Source organism: Timonella senegalensis JC301 (genome assembly GCF_000312125.1).
Classification (GTDB): Bacteria; Actinomycetota; Actinomycetes; order Actinomycetales; family Cellulomonadaceae; genus Timonella; species Timonella senegalensis.
This window is the reverse complement of sequence record NZ_HE978643.1, coordinates 463265-480642: the sequence shown is the minus strand read 5'-3', so window position 1 is coordinate 480642 and position 17378 is coordinate 463265. Positions and strand designations below refer to the sequence as shown.

General features: G+C 62.1%; 16 protein-coding genes. 3 read left to right on the top strand and 13 right to left on the bottom strand.

Translation table 11 applies throughout. From position 1 onward, the window contains the following. A partial coding sequence (locus HGSM_RS15080; RefSeq protein WP_040594938.1) for a thymidylate synthase occupies nt 1-223 on the bottom strand: 223 nt, incomplete at its 3' end. Between the two features lie 156 nt (nt 224-379). Between HGSM_RS15080 and HGSM_RS10100 the strand changes: the two genes are divergently transcribed. Both HGSM_RS10100 and HGSM_RS10095 read left to right on the top strand, forming a co-directional pair. Next, on the top strand, nt 380-1840 hold the full coding sequence (locus tag HGSM_RS10100; protein ID WP_019148639.1) for an NAD-dependent succinate-semialdehyde dehydrogenase: 1461 nt from the start codon (nt 380-382) through the stop codon (nt 1838-1840). Nucleotides 1841-1909: 69 nt separating this feature from the next. Next, entirely contained in the window at nt 1910-2419 is a 510-nt protein-coding gene (locus HGSM_RS10095) for a GNAT family N-acetyltransferase (protein ID WP_019148638.1), read from the top strand. Nucleotides 2420-2496: 77 nt separating this feature from the next. Here HGSM_RS10095 and HGSM_RS10090 read toward each other — a convergent pair whose 3' ends face one another. The 12 genes from HGSM_RS10090 to HGSM_RS10040 form a co-directional block, all read right to left on the bottom strand. Further along, entirely contained in the window at nt 2497-2955 is a 459-nt protein-coding gene (locus tag HGSM_RS10090; protein ID WP_019148637.1) for a tetratricopeptide repeat protein, read from the bottom strand. Nucleotides 2956-2978: 23 nt separating this feature from the next. Further along, nucleotides 2979-3725, bottom strand: a complete 747-nt coding sequence (gene dapB, locus HGSM_RS10085; protein ID WP_019148636.1) for a 4-hydroxy-tetrahydrodipicolinate reductase — start codon at nt 3723-3725, stop codon at nt 2979-2981. 110 nt (nt 3726-3835) lie between these two features. Beyond that, a complete protein-coding gene (locus HGSM_RS10080; RefSeq protein ID WP_019148635.1) occupies nt 3836-5161 on the bottom strand; it encodes a M16 family metallopeptidase in 1326 nt (441 codons plus the stop codon). A gap of 2 nt (nt 5162-5163) precedes the next feature. Then, nucleotides 5164-7386, bottom strand: a complete 2223-nt coding sequence (locus tag HGSM_RS10075; RefSeq protein ID WP_019148634.1) for a polyribonucleotide nucleotidyltransferase — start codon at nt 7384-7386, stop codon at nt 5164-5166. 220 nt (nt 7387-7606) lie between these two features. Further along, complete coding sequence (rpsO, locus tag HGSM_RS10070; protein ID WP_019148633.1) at nt 7607-7876, bottom strand: 30S ribosomal protein S15; 270 nt, start codon at nt 7874-7876, stop codon at nt 7607-7609. A gap of 227 nt (nt 7877-8103) precedes the next feature. Then, nucleotides 8104-9051 (bottom strand): bifunctional riboflavin kinase/FAD synthetase, encoded by a 948-nt coding sequence (locus tag HGSM_RS10065; protein WP_019148632.1) that lies wholly within the window; start codon nt 9049-9051, stop codon nt 8104-8106. Between the two features lie 144 nt (nt 9052-9195). Beyond that, the gene (gene truB / locus HGSM_RS10060; protein ID WP_019148631.1) at nt 9196-10155 is read right to left on the bottom strand and encodes a tRNA pseudouridine(55) synthase TruB; all 960 of its coding nucleotides are present in this window, start codon (nt 10153-10155) and stop codon (nt 9196-9198) included. Continuing rightward, nucleotides 10155-10610 (bottom strand): 30S ribosome-binding factor RbfA, encoded by a 456-nt coding sequence (rbfA, locus tag HGSM_RS10055; protein WP_019148630.1) that lies wholly within the window; start codon nt 10608-10610, stop codon nt 10155-10157. Before rbfA ends, truB begins: the two co-directional genes overlap by 1 nt. Nucleotides 10611-10835: 225 nt before the next feature. Then, a complete protein-coding gene (gene infB, locus HGSM_RS13815) occupies nt 10836-13781 on the bottom strand; it encodes a translation initiation factor IF-2 (protein WP_019148629.1) in 2946 nt (981 codons plus the stop codon). A 159-nt stretch (nt 13782-13940) separates the two neighbouring features. Next, complete coding sequence (locus HGSM_RS14150) at nt 13941-14231, bottom strand: YlxR family protein (RefSeq protein ID WP_081581415.1); 291 nt, start codon at nt 14229-14231, stop codon at nt 13941-13943. Between the two features lie 270 nt (nt 14232-14501). Then, a complete protein-coding gene (gene nusA, locus HGSM_RS10045; protein ID WP_019148628.1) occupies nt 14502-15521 on the bottom strand; it encodes a transcription termination factor NusA in 1020 nt (339 codons plus the stop codon). Continuing rightward, nucleotides 15518-16051: a ribosome maturation factor RimP gene (locus tag HGSM_RS10040; RefSeq protein WP_019148627.1), complete on the bottom strand. Its 534-nt coding sequence runs from the start codon at nt 16049-16051 to the stop codon at nt 15518-15520. Before HGSM_RS10040 ends, nusA begins: the two co-directional genes overlap by 4 nt. A 328-nt stretch (nt 16052-16379) precedes the next feature. On the opposite strand from HGSM_RS10040, the gene HGSM_RS10035 reads away from it, so the two are divergent. Beyond that, nucleotides 16380-17327 carry a DUF4439 domain-containing protein gene (locus tag HGSM_RS10035; RefSeq protein ID WP_019148626.1) on the top strand — a complete coding sequence of 316 codons (948 nt, stop codon included), beginning with the start codon at nt 16380-16382 and terminating at the stop codon, nt 17325-17327. Nucleotides 17328-17378: the final 51 nt, after the last annotated feature.

The following is a 17378-nucleotide window of genomic DNA, read 5'->3' as shown; positions in this document are numbered from 1 at the left end:
AGCGCATCTGGTGGCCAAAGATGGAGCGAGTTCCCGTCCCCGTGCGGTCAGCCTTGGGGGTGCCCTGCGTCATGACGTGCGCGAGGAGGTCCTCATACTCGGTATTCACGTGTGCCTCGAATCGGTTGTGCGTGTGTTCTGGGACTGTGTGTGGGCCACCCGGGCGCTCGCTCCTGCGGGAAGGAGTGATACGCCTGCCGTTGTCCCGCGTTCCGGTCTCCATCGAGACACTGGCTTAACGGGTACGGGCGACTGGTTTAGTCTAGTCCAGCGCGGGGCCGGGACGTGGTAGCGGCCATGCGGGTGAGGTTGGCTACGGACGCCAGTGAGTCCCGCTCCGGGCACGCGCGAACTGGGCCGCAGGTGGATACTAGGTGGCATGCGCTCCTACCTGTTCTACGACATGCTGCCACACCAGATTCTCGTTGCCGGAGAGTTCCGCGATGCCGCTCTGAACCGGACGTTCGACGTGGTCGACCCCGGTTCGCTCGAGACCGTGGCCACAATCCCCGACGCCACCGCCGAGGACGCGATCGCCGCCATGGAGGCCTGCGCTGCGGCGGCCGCTCCCCTTGCCCTGGTATCGACCAGGGCCCGCGCGGACTTCCTAGACGCGCTATACCGCGCAGTCATGGACCGGCAGGAAGCGTTCGCCCAACTCATCACCGTGGAGTGCGGCAAGCCGATCACGGAGTCGCGCGCCGAGGTAGCCTACGGCGCGGACTACATTCGCTGGTTCGCGGGCGAGGCCCTGCGCCAGCCCGGACTGGCTCGTCCGGCCCCCTCGGGGCACACGCAGATCGTGGTGTCCAAGCCTGTTGGCCCCGCGTACCTCATCACTCCGTGGAACTTCCCCCTCGCCATGGCCACACGCAAGTTCGCGCCCGCCATCGCTGCGGGTTGTCCCGTGGTGATCAAGCCTGCACAGCTCACGCCGCTCACCACTCTCGCGTTTGCTCGGCTTGCTACAGATCTAGGCTCCCAGTTCGGATTGCCCGCTGGCTTTCTTAACGTGCTGACTGGGACTTCGTCATCGGCGCTCTCCGCACCTATCCTGTCCGATTCGCGGCTGCGCAAGCTCTCTTTCACCGGCTCGACAGAGGTCGGCCGGACGCTACTCGCCCAAGCCGCTCCTTCGGTCCTGCGGACCTCGATGGAGCTCGGGGGAAACGCGCCGTTCCTGGTGTTCGAGGACGCGGACGTCGACGCGGCCGTGGCCGGCGCAATGGCCGCCAAGATGCGTAACGCCGGCCAGACCTGCGCGGCTGCCAACCGCTTCCTGGTCCACCGGTCTGTTGCCGAGGAGTTCACAGAGGGCCTGCGGGCGGCCTTCGCGGCCCTCGTGGTGGGTCATGGTCTCGACGAATCCGTGACCGTGGGTCCACTCATTAACGACGATGCACGTGCTTCCAGCGAACAGCTCGTTGACGCCGCGGTGAGTGACGGAGCGGACCTTGCGTTTGAGGGTTCGGTACCGTCTGCCCTGCGCGGGCACTTTACCGCCCCAGTCGTGCTGGCGAACGTGCCCCATACCAGCCCTATCGTGGGAACTGAGATTTTTGGACCCGTCGCGCCAATCGTCGTGTTCGATTCGGAGGACGAGGCGATCAAGATTGCGAACGGGACGCCGTTCGGGTTAGTGGCTTACGCATTCACTCGAGACCTCGAACGCTCCCGCAGACTCACATCTGGCCTAGAGGTTGGGATGATCGGGCTGAACCGTGGCATGGTTTCCGACGCCACCGCCCCGTTTGGCGGGCTCAAGGCGTCCGGGCTGGGCAAGGAGGGCGGCGACATGGGCTTGGCCGAGTACCTCGCCACCACCTACGTCGCCTTCTAGCGTGCACCCGCAGGTAGACTTGGGACGGCCCTTCGGAGCCGCTCCCACTCACCAGCGAAAGTGATGATGATGCTTTTCAGCGAGCACGCAGACGTGTCCGTACGCCCAGCAATCCCGGGCGATGCTCAGGCGTTCGTGGCGATCCAACTCGACGCATGGCAGGCGAACCTGGCGGGCGTCGTCTCGCCGGAGCTTCGCGAGTCGTTCGATGAGAGCGCGATCGAGGCACAGTGGAAGGAATCCATCCAAGCACCAGCGGGACAGGGGCTCGGCGTCTTGACCGCGCTAAAGGCCGACAAGGTAGTGGGGTTTGTTGCAGTTGCCCCAGCGACCATCGTCGCTCTCGAGGTCTCCCCTGAGCACTGGCGCCAAGGACACGGCTCGCGACTTCTTACCGCGGCTGTTGATCGCCTGCGTAGAGACGGCTCGACTCAGTTCAGCGTGTGGGTGCCTGCCACAGCCACCGGCAAGCAGGAGTTCTATGCCTCGGCTGGCCTTGCGCGCGACGGACGGGTCCGCCACCTCGGTGTCAGCGAGGGCGTCGAGGTAGTCGAAGAACGCTGGGCCGCTGACCTGTAGGTCATGAAGCGCAGCGGCGTCGTTCCCGCCAGCGGGTGCGGCGATTTGTCCTGCCAGAAAGTGCGGTGTTGAGTCCGCTAGCGCGACGGGCGCTGAGTTCGACGCAGCGACTCCGCGCGGCGCAGGGCAGCGCGGGCTCGCTTGCGGTCACCTGAGGCATCATACGCAAAGGCGAGGTTGTACCAGGACTCCCAGTTATCCTCATCCTGCTCCACGACCTGACGCAGTTGCTCAAACTGAGCATCTGCCACGGCCCGCTCGACGCGTCCACCCGGTGACCGTGGAAGCGTGTCCTCGATGAGTGATCCCGAGTCCCGCATCTCGCAGCTCATGGCGGAGATGCGGGTGGCAAAGATCCACTCGCGCACGATCGCAAATACTGCTACGAGTACAACCGCGGCGATGGCCAGCCCGATCGCGATTGCGACAGGCTCCCCCGTCCCAACGAGCGCGATGATGCGCCCGCCAATGACCCACAGGAAGAGCGCAGATAGCGCCGTCACGGCGAGCGGCATCAAGAGGCTGCGAAGACGCATGGGCATAGCTCCTTTACGGGCGGTCAGCCCAGGTCAATGATGTTCTCGAGGCCCACAGTGAGGCCTGGACGAGATACGATCTCACGCACTCCGAGCAACACTCCCGGCATGAACGACACACGGTCGAAAGAGTCTTGGCGGATGGACAACTGCTCGCCCGTGTTACCGAGCAGGATCTCCTCATGCGCCACGAGTCCGCGAAGTCGCACGGCGTGGACTCGGACACCATCAACGTCCATTCCACGCGCCTCGAAGCCCTCGGTCGTGGCGTCGGGGCTCACCTGCACGCCTGCTTCTGAACGCGCCTTGGCAATAGCCGCAGCTGTGTGCCGGGCGGTTCCCGAGGGTGCATCGACCTTGTCGGGGTGGTGAAGCTCGATCACCTCAACGGACTCGAAGAACTTGGCCGCCTTGGCAGCGAACGTCATTGCGAGCACCGCCGAGAGACCAAAGTTCGGTGCGATGAGAACGCCAGTTCCCCTGCCATCCTCGGCGAGGTGCGTGCGGACGCGCGCTCGGCTCTCGTCGGTCCAGCCGGTGGTCCCCACAACCGCGTGGATTCCGGCGTCGATGAGCTTGTGTACGTTGCCCTCGGTCACGCTCGGGACCGTGAAGTCCACGGCAACCTCAGCGCCGCTCGATGCCACGATTCCAAAGTCTTCACCGGCGTCGAGGCTCGCAACGAGTTCGAGGTCCGGAGCCGACTCGATGGCCTGGCAGACGTTCTTGCCCATGCGGCCCTGTGCGCCCAGTACTGCAACCTTGATCACGAAACTCTCCTTAAAAACAATGGACTGACCAGTAAGCAGTCTACGCAGGAACGCTTGAGCGTTCCTGCGTGTACCACCCACCGATCAGTCCATCGGGTGTGTTCAAGGTGTCAGGATCCGAACGGACCGACCCGAACGATTGAGCGCGGACGAGATGCCAGTTCCTGTGCCAAGACCTGAACCTCCTGCGCCGTGACCTCTCGAATGCGCTTGAGCGACTCGTCAACCGAGTACAGCTCTCCCGTCACGAGTTCCGCACGACCCAGCCGGTTCATACGTGATCCGGAGTCCTCGAGGCCCAACACGAGCGAACCGGACAGCTGCCCGATCGTCCGCTCGAGTTCCGCCGGAGTGATGCCGGAATCAGCCATCTTCTCGAGTTCGCCGACCATGAGTTCCGTGACCTCGTCAATGCGAGCCGGAGTACAGCCCGCATAAAGACCAAAGGTTCCGGTTCCCACGTGCGACGAGCCAAAGCAGTACGTCGAGTACGCGAGTCCGCGGCGCTCACGGATCTCCTGGAACATGCGGCTAGACATGCCGCCCCCCAGAATGGCCGTCAGAACAGACAGTTGGAACCTCCGGTCGTCGGTTGCCGTGATACCGGTTGACCCGATGATCACGTTGGCCTGCTCGACCGACCTGTGAATCGTCATCTCGACGGACTCTTGCCCGAGCCCCACAATGGGGGTGGTGTCGCGTCGCGCACGTGGCGCGACACCTGGGGTGAGATCCCATCCTCCGACCTTGAGGGCCTGGGAGATGTCAGCGCACAGGACATCGTGGTCGATGTTTCCAGCTGCCGTGAATACGAGGGTCTCCGGCTGGTAGTGCTCCTGGTAGTGCTCCCATACGGCCTCGCGGGGAACCGCGTTGATCGTGTCGGGGGTGCCGCCGATGGGGCGACCAAGGTCGTGGCCCTTGAGTACTGCTGCGGAGAACTGCTCATGCACTACGTCGCCGGGGTCGTCGTCGTTCATGGCGAGTTCCTCGAGGATCACGCCACGCTCAGTTTCGAGCTCGGCGGGGTCAATCGTGGCACTCGTGATCATGTCCGAGATGACGTCAACGGCCATGGGGAGATCGGTGTCAAGAACACGTGCGTAGTAACAGGTGTTCTCTTTACCGGTCACAGCGTTTGCTTCGCCACCGACCGCGTCGAAGGCCTCCGCAATGTCCATTGCAGAGCGACGTTTAGTCCCCTTGAACAAGAGGTGCTCAAGGAAGTGGGTCGAGCCAAAGTGACCCGACTGCTCATCGCGGGAACCCACGTTGACCCAAGCCCCGATTGACGCAGAGCGCTGACCAGGAAGTTGCTCGGAGACAACGCGGACCCCGCCGGGCAGGACGGTGCGGCGAATAACCGCACCGTCCGACTCAGCAGTCAGTTCATTTTCCGGATGACCGGATTCATGAAGTGGGAGTTTCCACACCACGATTAGGCGTCAGCCTGTTCGCCGGCCTGTTCCTTCTCGCCCTCGTCTTCGACGACAGCGTGGAGCGACAGCTTGCCGCGTGGGTCGATCTCACCGATCTCGACCTGAATCTTCTGGCCCACGGAGACAACGTCTTCGACGTTCTCAACGCGCTTTCCGCCAACGAGCTTGCGGATCTGGCTGATGTGCAGAAGGCCATCCTTGCCAGGGGTGAGCGAAATGAATGCACCGAAGGTCGTGGTCTTAACCACGGTTCCAACGAAGCGCTCGCCAACCTCAGGAACGTGAGGGTTAGCAATCGCGTTGATCGCGGCACGTGCTGCTTCAGCAGATGGGCCGTCGACAGCACCGATGTATACGGTTCCGTCGTCCTCGATCGAGATGTCAGCGCCAGTGTCTTCCTGGATCTGGTTGATCATCTTGCCCTTAGGGCCAATGACCTCACCGATCTTGTCTACTGGAACCTGAACCGCGATGACGCGTGGCGCGTGTGGCGACATGTCGTCTGGTACGTCGATTGCCTCGGAGATGACCTCAAGGATCGTCTGGCGGGCGTCGTGTGCCTGGTTCAATGCACCGGCGAGAACGGATGCTGGGATGCCGTCAAGCTTGGTGTCGAGTTGGATCGCGGTGACGAACTCGGAAGTTCCGGCAACCTTGAAGTCCATGTCACCAAACGCGTCCTCTGCACCGAGGATGTCGGTCAGAGCCGCGTAGCGGGTCTCACCGTCAACAGTGTCAGAGATGAGGCCCATTGCGATACCCGCAACCGGTGCGCGCAGCGGCACACCAGCGTTGAGGAGCGAAAGGGTCGATGCGCAGACGGAGCCCATGGAGGTCGAACCGTTGGAGCCGAGGGCCTCGGATACCTGACGGATCGCGTATGGGAACTCTTCACGAGTTGGGAGCACGGGAACCAGTGCGCGCTCTGCAAGAGCACCGTGACCGATTTCGCGGCGCTTAGGGCTTCCCACGCGGCCGGTTTCACCGGTCGAGTATGGAGGGAAGTTGTAGTTGTGCATGTAGCGCTTGCGGGTCTCTGGACCGAGCGAGTCGATCTGCTGCTCCATCTTGAGCATGTTCAGGGTGGTGACACCCATGATCTGGGTCTCGCCACGCTCGAAGATCGCGGAACCGTGAACGCGAGGAACAACCTCGACCTCAGCGGAAAGCGTACGGATGTCAGCAAGTCCACGACCGTCGATGCGGATGCCCTCAGCGAGCACGCGCTGGCGCACAAGCTTCTTGGTGAGCGAGCGAACGGCTGCGGAGATTTCCTTGTCGCGCTCAGCGAACTGCTCGCCAACGCGCTCAAACGCGAGTGCCTTAACCTCGTCGAGGCGGTTCTCACGGGTCTGCTTGTCAGCGATGGTCAGTGCCTCTGCGAGCTCTGCGGTGATTGCAGTCTCAACAGCAGCGAACGCGTCGTCCTCGTAGTCGAGGAACAGTGGGAACTCAGCGATTGGCTTTGCGGCCGTCTTCGCGAGCTCAGCCTGGGCCTCGCACAGTGCGCGGATGAATGGCTTGGATGCCTCAAGACCCTCGGCAACTACTGCCTCGGTTGGGGCAGTTGCGCCCTCGTTCTTAATGAGGTTCCAGGCGTTGTCGGTTGCCTCGGCCTCGACCATCATGATCGCGACGTCGTCGCCAACTACACGACCAGCAACGACCATCTCGAAGACGGCGCGCTCCTTGTCGCTGTACTTAGGGAATGCAACCCACTGGTCGTCGATGAGTGCAACACGCACACCACCAACTGGACCGGAGTAAGGCAGTCCGGAGAGCTGAGTCGACATCGACGCGGCATTGATAGCCAGAACGTCGTATGCGTCGTCAGGGTGGATTGCCATGACGGTGACGACAACCTGAACCTCGTTACGCAGGCCCTTGATGAAGCTTGGGCGCAGCGGGCGGTCGATCAGACGGCACGCGAGGATAGCCTCGGTCGATGGACGTCCCTCACGGCGGAAGAACGAACCTGGGATGCGGCCAGCAGCGTACATGCGCTCTTCAACGTCCACAGTGAGTGGGAAGAAGTCGAACTGGTCCTTAGGCTGCTTACCCACGGCGGTTGCCGAGAGGAGCATGGTTTCGCCATCGAGGTAAGCAACTGCGCTACCTGCTGCCTGGCGAGCAAGGCGACCGGTCTCAAAACGAACGGTGCGCTTGCCAAAGCGACCGTTATCAATAACGGCCTCTGCAAACTGAATTTCTGGACCCTCCATGAGGCCCTCCATTTCTTGGGAAAAACGGGGGTTTGTGCTTCGCCTCATCAGCGGTCTTCGATCGAGGTCCACGGAAATCCGTAAAGGATTCCGGAAACCACTACCGAGGACCGACGAGGAAGGTTCACAAACCGGCGTGATACTACGATGGCCCGCCTAAACGGGCCAGACATTGGACCAGCCCGGTCCTTAGCAAGGACCGAGCTGGATCACAATATAATCAGCGGCGCAGACCGAGGCGCTCAATGATCGAACGGTAACGCTCGATGTCTACCTTCTGAAGGTAACCCAGGAGGCGACGACGCTGACCAACAAGGAGAAGAAGGCCACGACGTGAGTGGTGGTCGTGCTTGTGGGTCTTGAGGTGCTCGGTGAGGTCCTTGATGCGCTGCGAAAGCATCGCGATCTGAACCTCTGGCGAACCAGTGTCGCTCTCGTTTGCACCGAGTTCTGCGATGATGCTCTTCTTTACTGCGGAATCGAGCGGCATGGCTCTCCCTAACTAGTTGCGCGGCGCTCTGGGGCATGTTCACCCGAGCTCTCTGGATCCGCGGCCGATCTAACGGCTGTAAAAGTCTATCAGGTTTCGACTAGGGCAAACTGGTGCGCTGCAGTGAAGTCACGTGACTCCGCTCACCCAAGAACCGCGCATAAACGGCCGAAAGACTACCTGCATAAAATGCAGTAAGGCCCCGCGCGCACCCCGTTCCACAGCCCTCAGCGCAGGAGCAGACGAGCCCGTTCGACGTCCTCGTTCATCTGGACGATGAGCGTCTCCATTGAGTCGAACGTCAGCGTCGGACGAAGCCGCTGCTCGAACTCGACGATGACCTCCTCGCCGTACAGCTCAAGTCCTTTGCGGTCGATCACGTACGACTCGACCCTGCGCTGTTGCCCCTCAAAGGTGGGATTGGTGCCGATCGAAATGGCGGCAGGCATCTTCTGCAGCGCCCGCGCTCCCCCGACCACGGAAACCCATCCGGCGTACACGCCGTCCGCTGGGATCATGCCGTCGGACGTCTGGCTCATGTTTGCGGTGGGGAATCCCATCTCACGGCCACGGGCGTCACCGTGTACGACCTCACCGCGAATGCGGTGCGGGCGTCCAAGCAGGGCCGTCACTGCAATCATCTCGCCGGAGAAGACCAACTGACGCACCACAGATGAGGACCAACGTTCCCCGCCCTCGGGCGCACCAAAATCGTCGACAATCACGACATCAAAACCGAACTCCGCGCCAAGCTCCTGAAGCGTGGCGAGGTCGCCGCAATTGTCCTTACCAAACCGGACATCGCGGCCGATGACCACGGCAACGGCGTGCAGTGTGCCCACGACATAGGTCTCGATGAACTCGCGCGGCGTCAGCTGCGCGAACTCGAGGCTGTAGTCGATCACGAGGGTTGCGTCGATGCCCTCGGCGGCGATCAGCTCGAGTCGGTCTTTGAGGCCCGTGAGCATGGCGGGCGCGGTGCCAGGACGGTGCACGAGCGCGGGGTGCGGATCGAAGGTCAGGACGACGCTTGCGGCGGAGCGCGCGTCAGCCTGAAGGATCGTCTTCTGCAGGACAAACTGGTGTCCGCGGTGGACGCCGTCAAAGTTTCCGATTGTGACAACAGTTGGCACGTTGGCCAGATCAAACTCGGAAACACCCATCGCGATGTGCACTGGGGAAACTCCTTCTCTCCACGTTTCAAACCACGGCAGTGCGGCACAAGCCGGAACTACCGTGGGCCAAACTTTCCTAGGCATGTAACGTGCGTGCGGTCCGTTTCCTTCCCGCAGCGCACACCGCGCAACCTACGGTCGAACTTACTGCCGCGCGGCGAACACCACGACCGGCTGAGTCTTGGTGCCGTCATCCTTGAGCAGAGCGGTCAACTCTCCCTGCGGATCAATTCCCGCAAGCATCACCGGCTCCTCAGCACTTGCGCCGAGGTCGGGGTTCGGGGCAAGCCTCTTGCCAAAGCCAAGGGCGACGGTCTCGTCAGCACTCAGGTTGCGCACCGCGAAGGTCGCGGCTGCAGCCTGTGCAAGCGGGAGCACCTCGATTGTGGGGGCACCGGCGAGTTCACCCTCAAGCTCCTCAAGGGTTCGAGAGCTGTCCAGCGAGTAGCCGCCCACTCGTGTGCGACGCAGCCGGGTAAGGTGACCCACGGTGCCGAGCGCCAAGGCAAAGTCCCGGCCGAGCGCACGGACGTAGGTACCCGAGGACACGGTCACAAACACGTCCACATCCACGGCCAGACCGCTCGGAGTTGACACCTCGCGGACCTCGAGCACGTCAAAGCGCGGCACCCGGGCGGGCCGAGCATCCAAGGTGACGTCCTCGCCTGCGCGCACGCGATCGTAGGCCCGCTTACCGTCCACCTTGATCGCGCTCACTGAGCTGGGGACCTGCATGATGTCCCCAGTGAGCCCCTGGGCGGCGGCTTCGAGATCCGCCCGACCGTACCGAGACGGAGCAATCGCCTGAACGATCACGCCGTCCGCGTCCTCAGTGGTGGTCGAGAAGCCGAGGCGAATCGTGGCCTCGTAATCCTTGTCCGCACCGACGATGTAGTTGAGTAGTTTGGTCGCCTTGCCCACGCCCACAACCAGAACACCGGTTGCCATGGGGTCAAGCGTGCCCGCGTGCCCAACCTTTCGCGTTGCCGCGAGCGTGCGCATACGGGACACCACGTCGTGGCTGGTCCAGGTCGCGGGCTTGTCCACGACCACGATGCCGTCGGCAGCGGAGGGCCTTCGCGGGGCCCTTCCTTGAGTCGTCATCAGGCTTCGGACTCGTCCTCGGACTCGAGATCCAGCTCGCGTGGCTTGCGGTAAGGGTCCGCATCGCCAGCAGGCTTGGCGCCCTGGCGCAGGGCCTTGAGTTCCTCGTCGCGGCGTTGAGCCTCGAGCAGAGCCTTGTCAAAGGCAGCTGCATTCTCTGGGACGGCGTCGAGGTGGAAGTCAATGTTTGGGGTAAGGCGAATGCCCGTCTGCTTTCCGATTTCGGAGCGAATCGTGCCCTTTGCGCTTTCCAGAGCGGCAGCAGTGTTGGTGCGGTCCTCGTCGCTTCCGTACACGGTGTAGAAGATGGACGCGTTCTGCAGGTCACCGGTCACGCGCACCTCAGTGATCGTGACAAACCCCAAGCGTGGGTCCTTGATTCTGGTGTCCAACATCTTTGCGACGATTACCTTGATTCGGTCCGCCAGCTTGCGGGCCCGTGGGTGGTCAACCATGTTCGCACTCCTTCTAGTCTCTCTAACCCTACTGGGTGCGTCCCCAGGGGCCTACGTTCTTTACCTGCTAAGAATCCTATTGCGCTGCCCGTGCGCGTGGCACGGGATTGCCCGGATTCCATCCGATGTCACGCTTACTACGGCGTGAGACACCCGGAGGGCGCCAGCTGTGCGCTGGCGCCCTCCGGGTCGACGCCTCGGGCGTCATGTAAGGCTGTACTCGGGTCAGGAGCGAGGCTTCTCGCGCATTTCCCAAGTCTCGATGGTGTCGCCAACCTGAAGGTCGTTGAACGAGCCGAGGCCAATACCACACTCGAAGCCCTCGCGGACCTCTGTTGCGTCGTCCTTGAATCGCTTAAGCGAGTCAATGGTGAGGTTGTCGCCGAGGACAACGCCGTCGCGCAGTACGCGGGCCTTGGAGTTACGGCGAATCTCACCGGAGCGCACGATCGAACCGGCAATGTTTCCGAACTTGGAGGAACGGAAGACTTCGCGGATCTCTGCGGTTCCGAGCTGAACTTCTTCGTACTCTGGCTTGAGCATTCCCTTGAGGGCTGCTTCCACGTCCTCGATCGCCTTGTAGATGATCGAGTAGTAGCGGATGTCGATGCCCTCGCGGTCAGCGAGTTCTGCAACGCGCTCTGCGGTCTTGACGTTGAAGCCAATGATGATCGCGTTGTCGACCGTTGCGAGGTTGACGTCGTTCTGCGTGATCGCACCGACACCGCGGTGGATGATGCGCAGGTCAACCTCGTCGCCAACGTTGATCTTGAGCAGTGCGTCCTCAAGAGCTTCCACAGCACCGGAGACGTCACCCTTGAGCACGAGGTTGAGGGTCTCAACCTTGCCCTGCTCGAGAGCTTGGGTGAAGTCTTCGAGGCTGATGCGCTTGCGACGCTTAGCCAGCAGAGCGGCGCGCTCGGCGGCCTCACGCTTTTCAGCGATCTGGCGCGCGGTGCGGTCGTCTGGTGCAACAAGGAAGCCGTCGCCTGCACGTGGAACCGAGGTCAGACCAAGGACCATGACTGGGCGCGCTGGCCCAGCGGCCTTGAGCGTGTTGCCGTGCTCGTCGAACATCGCACGAACACGTCCGTGCGCGGTTCCAGCCACGATGGCGTCTCCGACGTGGAGGGTACCCGACTGGACGAGAACTGTTGCAACAGCACCGCGGCCCTTGTCGAGGTTCGCCTCAATCGCGACACCGCGTGCGTCCTTGTTCGGGTTGGCACGCAGGTCGAGGGCTGCATCGGCGGTAAGCACGACGGCCTCGAGCAGCGAGTCGATTCCCATGTTCTGCTTAGCGGAAACGTCAACGAACATGGTGTCTCCACCGTATTCCTCAGCAACCAAGTTGTACTCGGTCAGCTGCTGACGGATCTTTGCAGGGTTTGCAGTGTCCTTGTCCACCTTGTTGACTGCAACAACGATTGGCACACCTGCGGCCTGGGCGTGGTTAAGCGCCTCAACCGTCTGTGGCATAACGCCGTCATCAGCTGCAACCACGAGGATTGCGATGTCGGTGACCTGAGCACCACGGGCACGCATAGCGGTGAACGCCTCGTGACCCGGGGTGTCAATGAAGGTCAGTGCGCGCTCGTTGCCGTCTACCTGGGTCTTCACCTGGTAAGCACCGATGTGCTGGGTGATTCCGCCGGCCTCACCGGAGACAACATCCGCATTACGGATAGCGTCGAGCAGTCGGGTCTTACCGTGGTCAACGTGACCCATGACGGTGACTACTGGAGGACGTGCAGCAAGGTCCTCATCGGACTCCCCTGCTTCTTCGCCCTCAAGGTCGATGTCGAAGGCCTCGAGCAACTCGCGGTCTTCGTCCTCGGCCGACACCATCTCGATGACGTATCCGAGCTCGGCTGCGAGGGTACCAAAGGTGTCCTCGTCAAGCGACTGCGTAGCGGTTGCCATCTCACCGAGGTGGAAGAGAACCGTTACGAGGCTCGCTGGGTTTGCATCAATCTTGTCTGCAAAGTCGGCGAGGCTCGAACCACGGCGCAGGCGGATTGCAGTGTTGCCGTCACCGCGTGGGACTTGTACGCCACCAAGCGATGGAGCCTGCATCTGCTCGAACTCTTGACGCTTCGCGCGCTTCGACTTGCGACCCTTGACTGGGCGCCCTCCGGAACGACCGAATGCTCCTGCAGTGTTACCGCGTCCACCCGGACCCGGACGTCCACCGCGGCCAGCGAAACCGCCGCCACCGGTGTTACCACCTGGACCCGCTGGTGCACCCTGACCGCCGCGTGGACCGTTGCCACCGCGGCCGCCACCCTGGCCACCGCGTCCACCAGCGCCTGCGCGCTCGCCTGCACCTGGGCGCGGAGCGCTGGTGCGGCCTGGCATCATGCCAGGGTTTGGACGTGGACCGCCCGGACGTGGACCGCCTGGACGTGGGCCTCCTGGGCGTGGACCGCCCGGACGAGCATCAGAGTGAGCGGCGTGCTCGGTGTTCTTAGGGTTGGCGTGACCCGCACCCTGACGGTCAGTGCGCTCTGGGCGTCCGCTTGGTCGTCCTGCACCCTGCTTCTCAGAGAATGGGTTGTTGCCTGGGCGTGGGGTGCCTGGGCGTGCTCCACCGGTTACAGGGCGACCCTGGCCTCCGGCAGGGCGAGCGCCCTGTCCACCCTGTCCACCCGCTGCGCCCGTGTGGCGGTTGCCGCCTGGACGTGGCGCACCTGGGCGTGGACCGCCCTGGCGTGGCATGCCCTGCGTGGTAGCGAATGGGTTATTACCTGGACGCGGGCCGGCGGTACGAGCACCGGAAGCGGCGCCGTCCTCGGTCTTTGCCTCGGCTGGCTTGGCTGCTGGCTCTACCTTTGGAGCCGGCCTAGCGCCTGGCTTTGGTGCAGCAGGTGTCTTTGCTGCTGGCTTTGCTGGCGCCTTTTCGGAAGGTGCCGCTGGCGCTGCTGGTGCAACGGTCTCGGCTGGCTTCTCGGCGGTCTTTGCTGCCGGCTTAGCAGCAGGCTTTGCCGCAGCCTTTTCTGCACCGGCTCCACCTGAGGCGGGGAACGCGTCGCGCAGTTTGCGAACCACTGGTGGTTCGATGGTTGAGGATGCTGAACGGACGAACTCTCCGAGTTCAGTCAACTTCCCCATGATGGTCTTGCTTTCCACCCCGAGCTCCTTTGCGAGCTCGTAGACGCGGATTTTAGCCACAACTCTCCAGTCTCGGTCCACCCGAAACTGGGAGGACCGTCGTTAGTTACACGGACTCATCGCTGAGTACTCATCGGGTGCCCATCGGCCTTTACCCGCTTCCTTATCGACAGGTCTTAAACCCGAGGACGGTGTCCTGGGTTCACGTGGAGAACATCTCTAGGAACGCGCTGCGTTCTGTGCGACGTACTCGCGTACGTCGTGTAGATCTACTTCTCCGTGCGTTCGTAGTGCTCGTGAAAAAGCACGCCTCTTCACTGCCACGTCCAAACACGATTGCTGTGGGTGCAACCAACTTCCCCTACCGGGCAGCCCACCATTTCGATCCACACGCGCAGTGCGTGCTGACGAAGCGTGTTCTCCTGCCGCGGAGTTGAAGTTGGAGTCCAACACAACACGAACTAGTTGCCTTGACGGGGCTACCGCACGACATCCAATGCATGTGCGCATTGGCTCGGACTGTGAATGATTCACTGAACCTCGTTCTATGTCTTGCGTGCTCCGGATTGTTGCGTCCCCACCGCCTCACTATTCAGCGCAAACCTATGGCGCGAACCAAAGGAAGCGTAGTGAACATGAACGACGAAAAATGGGCACAACTCAACCGAGCCCTTGTCAGTCCCCTTAATTTTAGCCCTCTTTGGCGCGCTTAGGCAGTCGCACACACCTCACAGTGGCGGGTGCGACTCCCTTTCGCGTCACATTTTGGGCTGCGAGAACTTAGTTCTCTGCGTCTGCATCCGAACGAATGTCGATCTTCCAGCCGGTTAGTTTGGCCGCAAGACGCGCATTCTGGCCTTCCTTGCCGATGGCAAGAGAGAGCTGGTAGTCGGGGACGACTACCTGTGCAGAACGGGACACCTCATCAAGGATCGTGACAGATGTCACCGATGCTGGCGAGAGAGCAGACGCGATGAAGCGTGCTGGGTCCTCGGTGTAGTCGACAATATCGATCTTTTCGCCGCCGAGCTCAGCCATCACTGCACGTACACGTGATCCCATGGGGCCAATGCAGGCTCCCTTGGCGTTGAGGCCCTGGACGCGGGTGGTCACGGCGATCTTGGTGCGGTAGCCGGCCTCGCGGGCGATGGAGACGATCTCAACCGTTCCATCAGCCACTTCGGGGACCTCGAGCTCGAACAGGCGCAGCACCAGGTTAGGGTGCGTACGGCTGAGCGTGATTGATGGTCCGTTCATGCGGCGGGTTACCTCGAGCACGTATGCGCGAATACGGTCACCGTGGCGGTAGCGCTCGGTGGGTACCTGCTCGTGCTCGGGTAGCTGAGCTTCCTTGCCACCCAACTCCACGTTCACCACGCGAGGGTTCGAACCCTGCTGGATGATGCCGGAGATGAGCTGGCCTTCCTTGTCCTTGAACTGGCCGAGGACCTGGTCGTCCTCGACGTCGCGCAGACGCTGGAAGATGACCTGGCGGGCGGTCGCGGTGGCGACATGGCCGAAGTCGGAAGGTGTGTGATCAAACTCTGGTCCCATTTCGCGCACGGCGGGGACGTAATTGCCCTCTTCGTCCTCGGACGCTGGGGAGACGATCGTTTCCTCACGCGCCCACACAACGACGTGGCCGGACTTGCGATCTACCTCAACGCGCGCGTTCTTGTACGCGTCAGGGGTGCGCTGGTAAGCCACGGTGAGAGCCTGCTCAATTGCGGAGATGAGAACGTCCAGGCTGATTTCGCGCTCGCGTTCCAACATCCGCAGCGCGCTCATATCGATGTTCATGGTTGGTCCTCCACCTCTTGTGTACCCGAGTCTTCGGACACGATTTCTTCTAGGTCTTCGTCACGCACCTCTTCGGCACGCTTTAGTTCTACTTCGATCTTGGCCTTGCGCACGTCGGCGACTGTGATGCGCTTGCCGTTGTCGAACTCAAGTTCGTCGCCGTCCACCCCGAGAAGTCGGGCGGTGAAGTCCTCGCCGGAGGCGTTGACTTTGATCAGGCGGGAGATTGCGCGCTTGAAGTGCCTCGGCTCAGTCAGCGGCCGGTTAGTGCCGGGCGATGAGACTTCGAGTGTGTATGCGTCGCTCAGTGAAGGGACAGCGTCGAGGGCGTCGGACACCGCGCGGGAGGCGTCTGCAATCTGCTCAAGGGACACGGAACCTGATTCCGACTCGTCGAGGTCCACTGTGACCCGGACGGTGACGGTCTTACCCGAAGGCACGATGCGCACCTGTTCGAGATACAGCCCAGCGCTTGCGACTACCGGCGCGAGAACACCTTGAAGGTCTTCTGCGGTTGGTTGGATTGCCAATTTCTCTCCTGTCGACGTAATCGCCTACCGGGTAGAAAACTCACCGGTATGAACTTGTATCTCCACTAAGATTACCGAGTAGCGCGCCTAACGCGCGTCAGGTTTGACGTTACTCCCCGCTTCAGCGGGTGTAAATCGTGCTTTCGCGCATCATCAGGGAGAGAAGTTCGCCATGGAGTCCACGTTCCGTTGCAGGGCCAAACTGGCATTCTTTGGCGGTTCCCGCAGAGTTTCGAGTGCACGTAGAGGACGCGGCGTGGCCGCTCGCGTGGTGATGACAATCACGAGTGTTGCTTTGGCCGCATCGCTGACCGGGTGCGGGATACGGATGGAGACTCCCCAGCCCACCGAGCCCGTTCCGGACGTCAACGAGGTTTCTCGCCAGACCATGGTGGACGATTTGCTACTCATCTCACACGAGTCGGCGGACGCCGCTACGCTCACCACCAACTCGTCGCAGGCTCAAATCCTCACCGCCCTTGCTGACCTATCCACCGCCCAGAAGAACTCGATCGGTGGCGTGTACACCTCCGGTCTGCCGGACGCTCCGACTGCGTCGGCGTCTCCCAGCCCGACCACGACCGATTCCGCCCCGCAGGACCCCACGCCCGCATCCGTGATCGGCAAGTTGAGCGATTCCGCTCTGCGCATCCGCTCTGCGCTTGCTGTCCCCACCGATGCAGACCTCGCTCGCGCGTATGCGTCACTCGCAATCAGTCACATGAACTCGGCGCGATCACTCGCCAAGAAGTTCGATATCTCGTTCCAGGTCCCCTCCGAGTTTGAGTCAGACGCGTGGGCGCAGCCTGACTTCCTGGACGAGCAGGACGTCATCGACCTAGTTCGGGCCGAGGATGCGGCAGGCTATGCGTTCGAGGTGATCGCGGCGATGCAGAATCCTGACGCCCGAGACAGGGCCCTCAAGACCGCTAGGCTGCACCGCGCTTTTGCCGCCGATCTGGCGGCTTCTGCCGGAATCGTCGGCACGCACAAGGACCCTCGCTTGGTTGCATATGAGCTTCCGTTTACATTGACTGCAGACCAGCCACTCGCCCCGTCCAAGGAACTCAAGGCCCTGGCTCAGGAGCTCGAGTCTTCGCTCGCGGGTGATTACCTCTCCCTCATCGATTCGGTTGACCCAGAGAGCCGCATGCTGCTTCTCGATCTGGCGATGAGCCGTGGCATGCTCGCCGCGGACTGGGGCGCTACACTCGGCGAGTTCCCGTTCCTTGGCAATGGCGAAACCGTCTCGTCCTCGGCTACCGCTCAGGATTAGCCGCCGGTTCCCGGCATGGCGCTGGGGCTCACGTCAATCGTCGGTAATTTG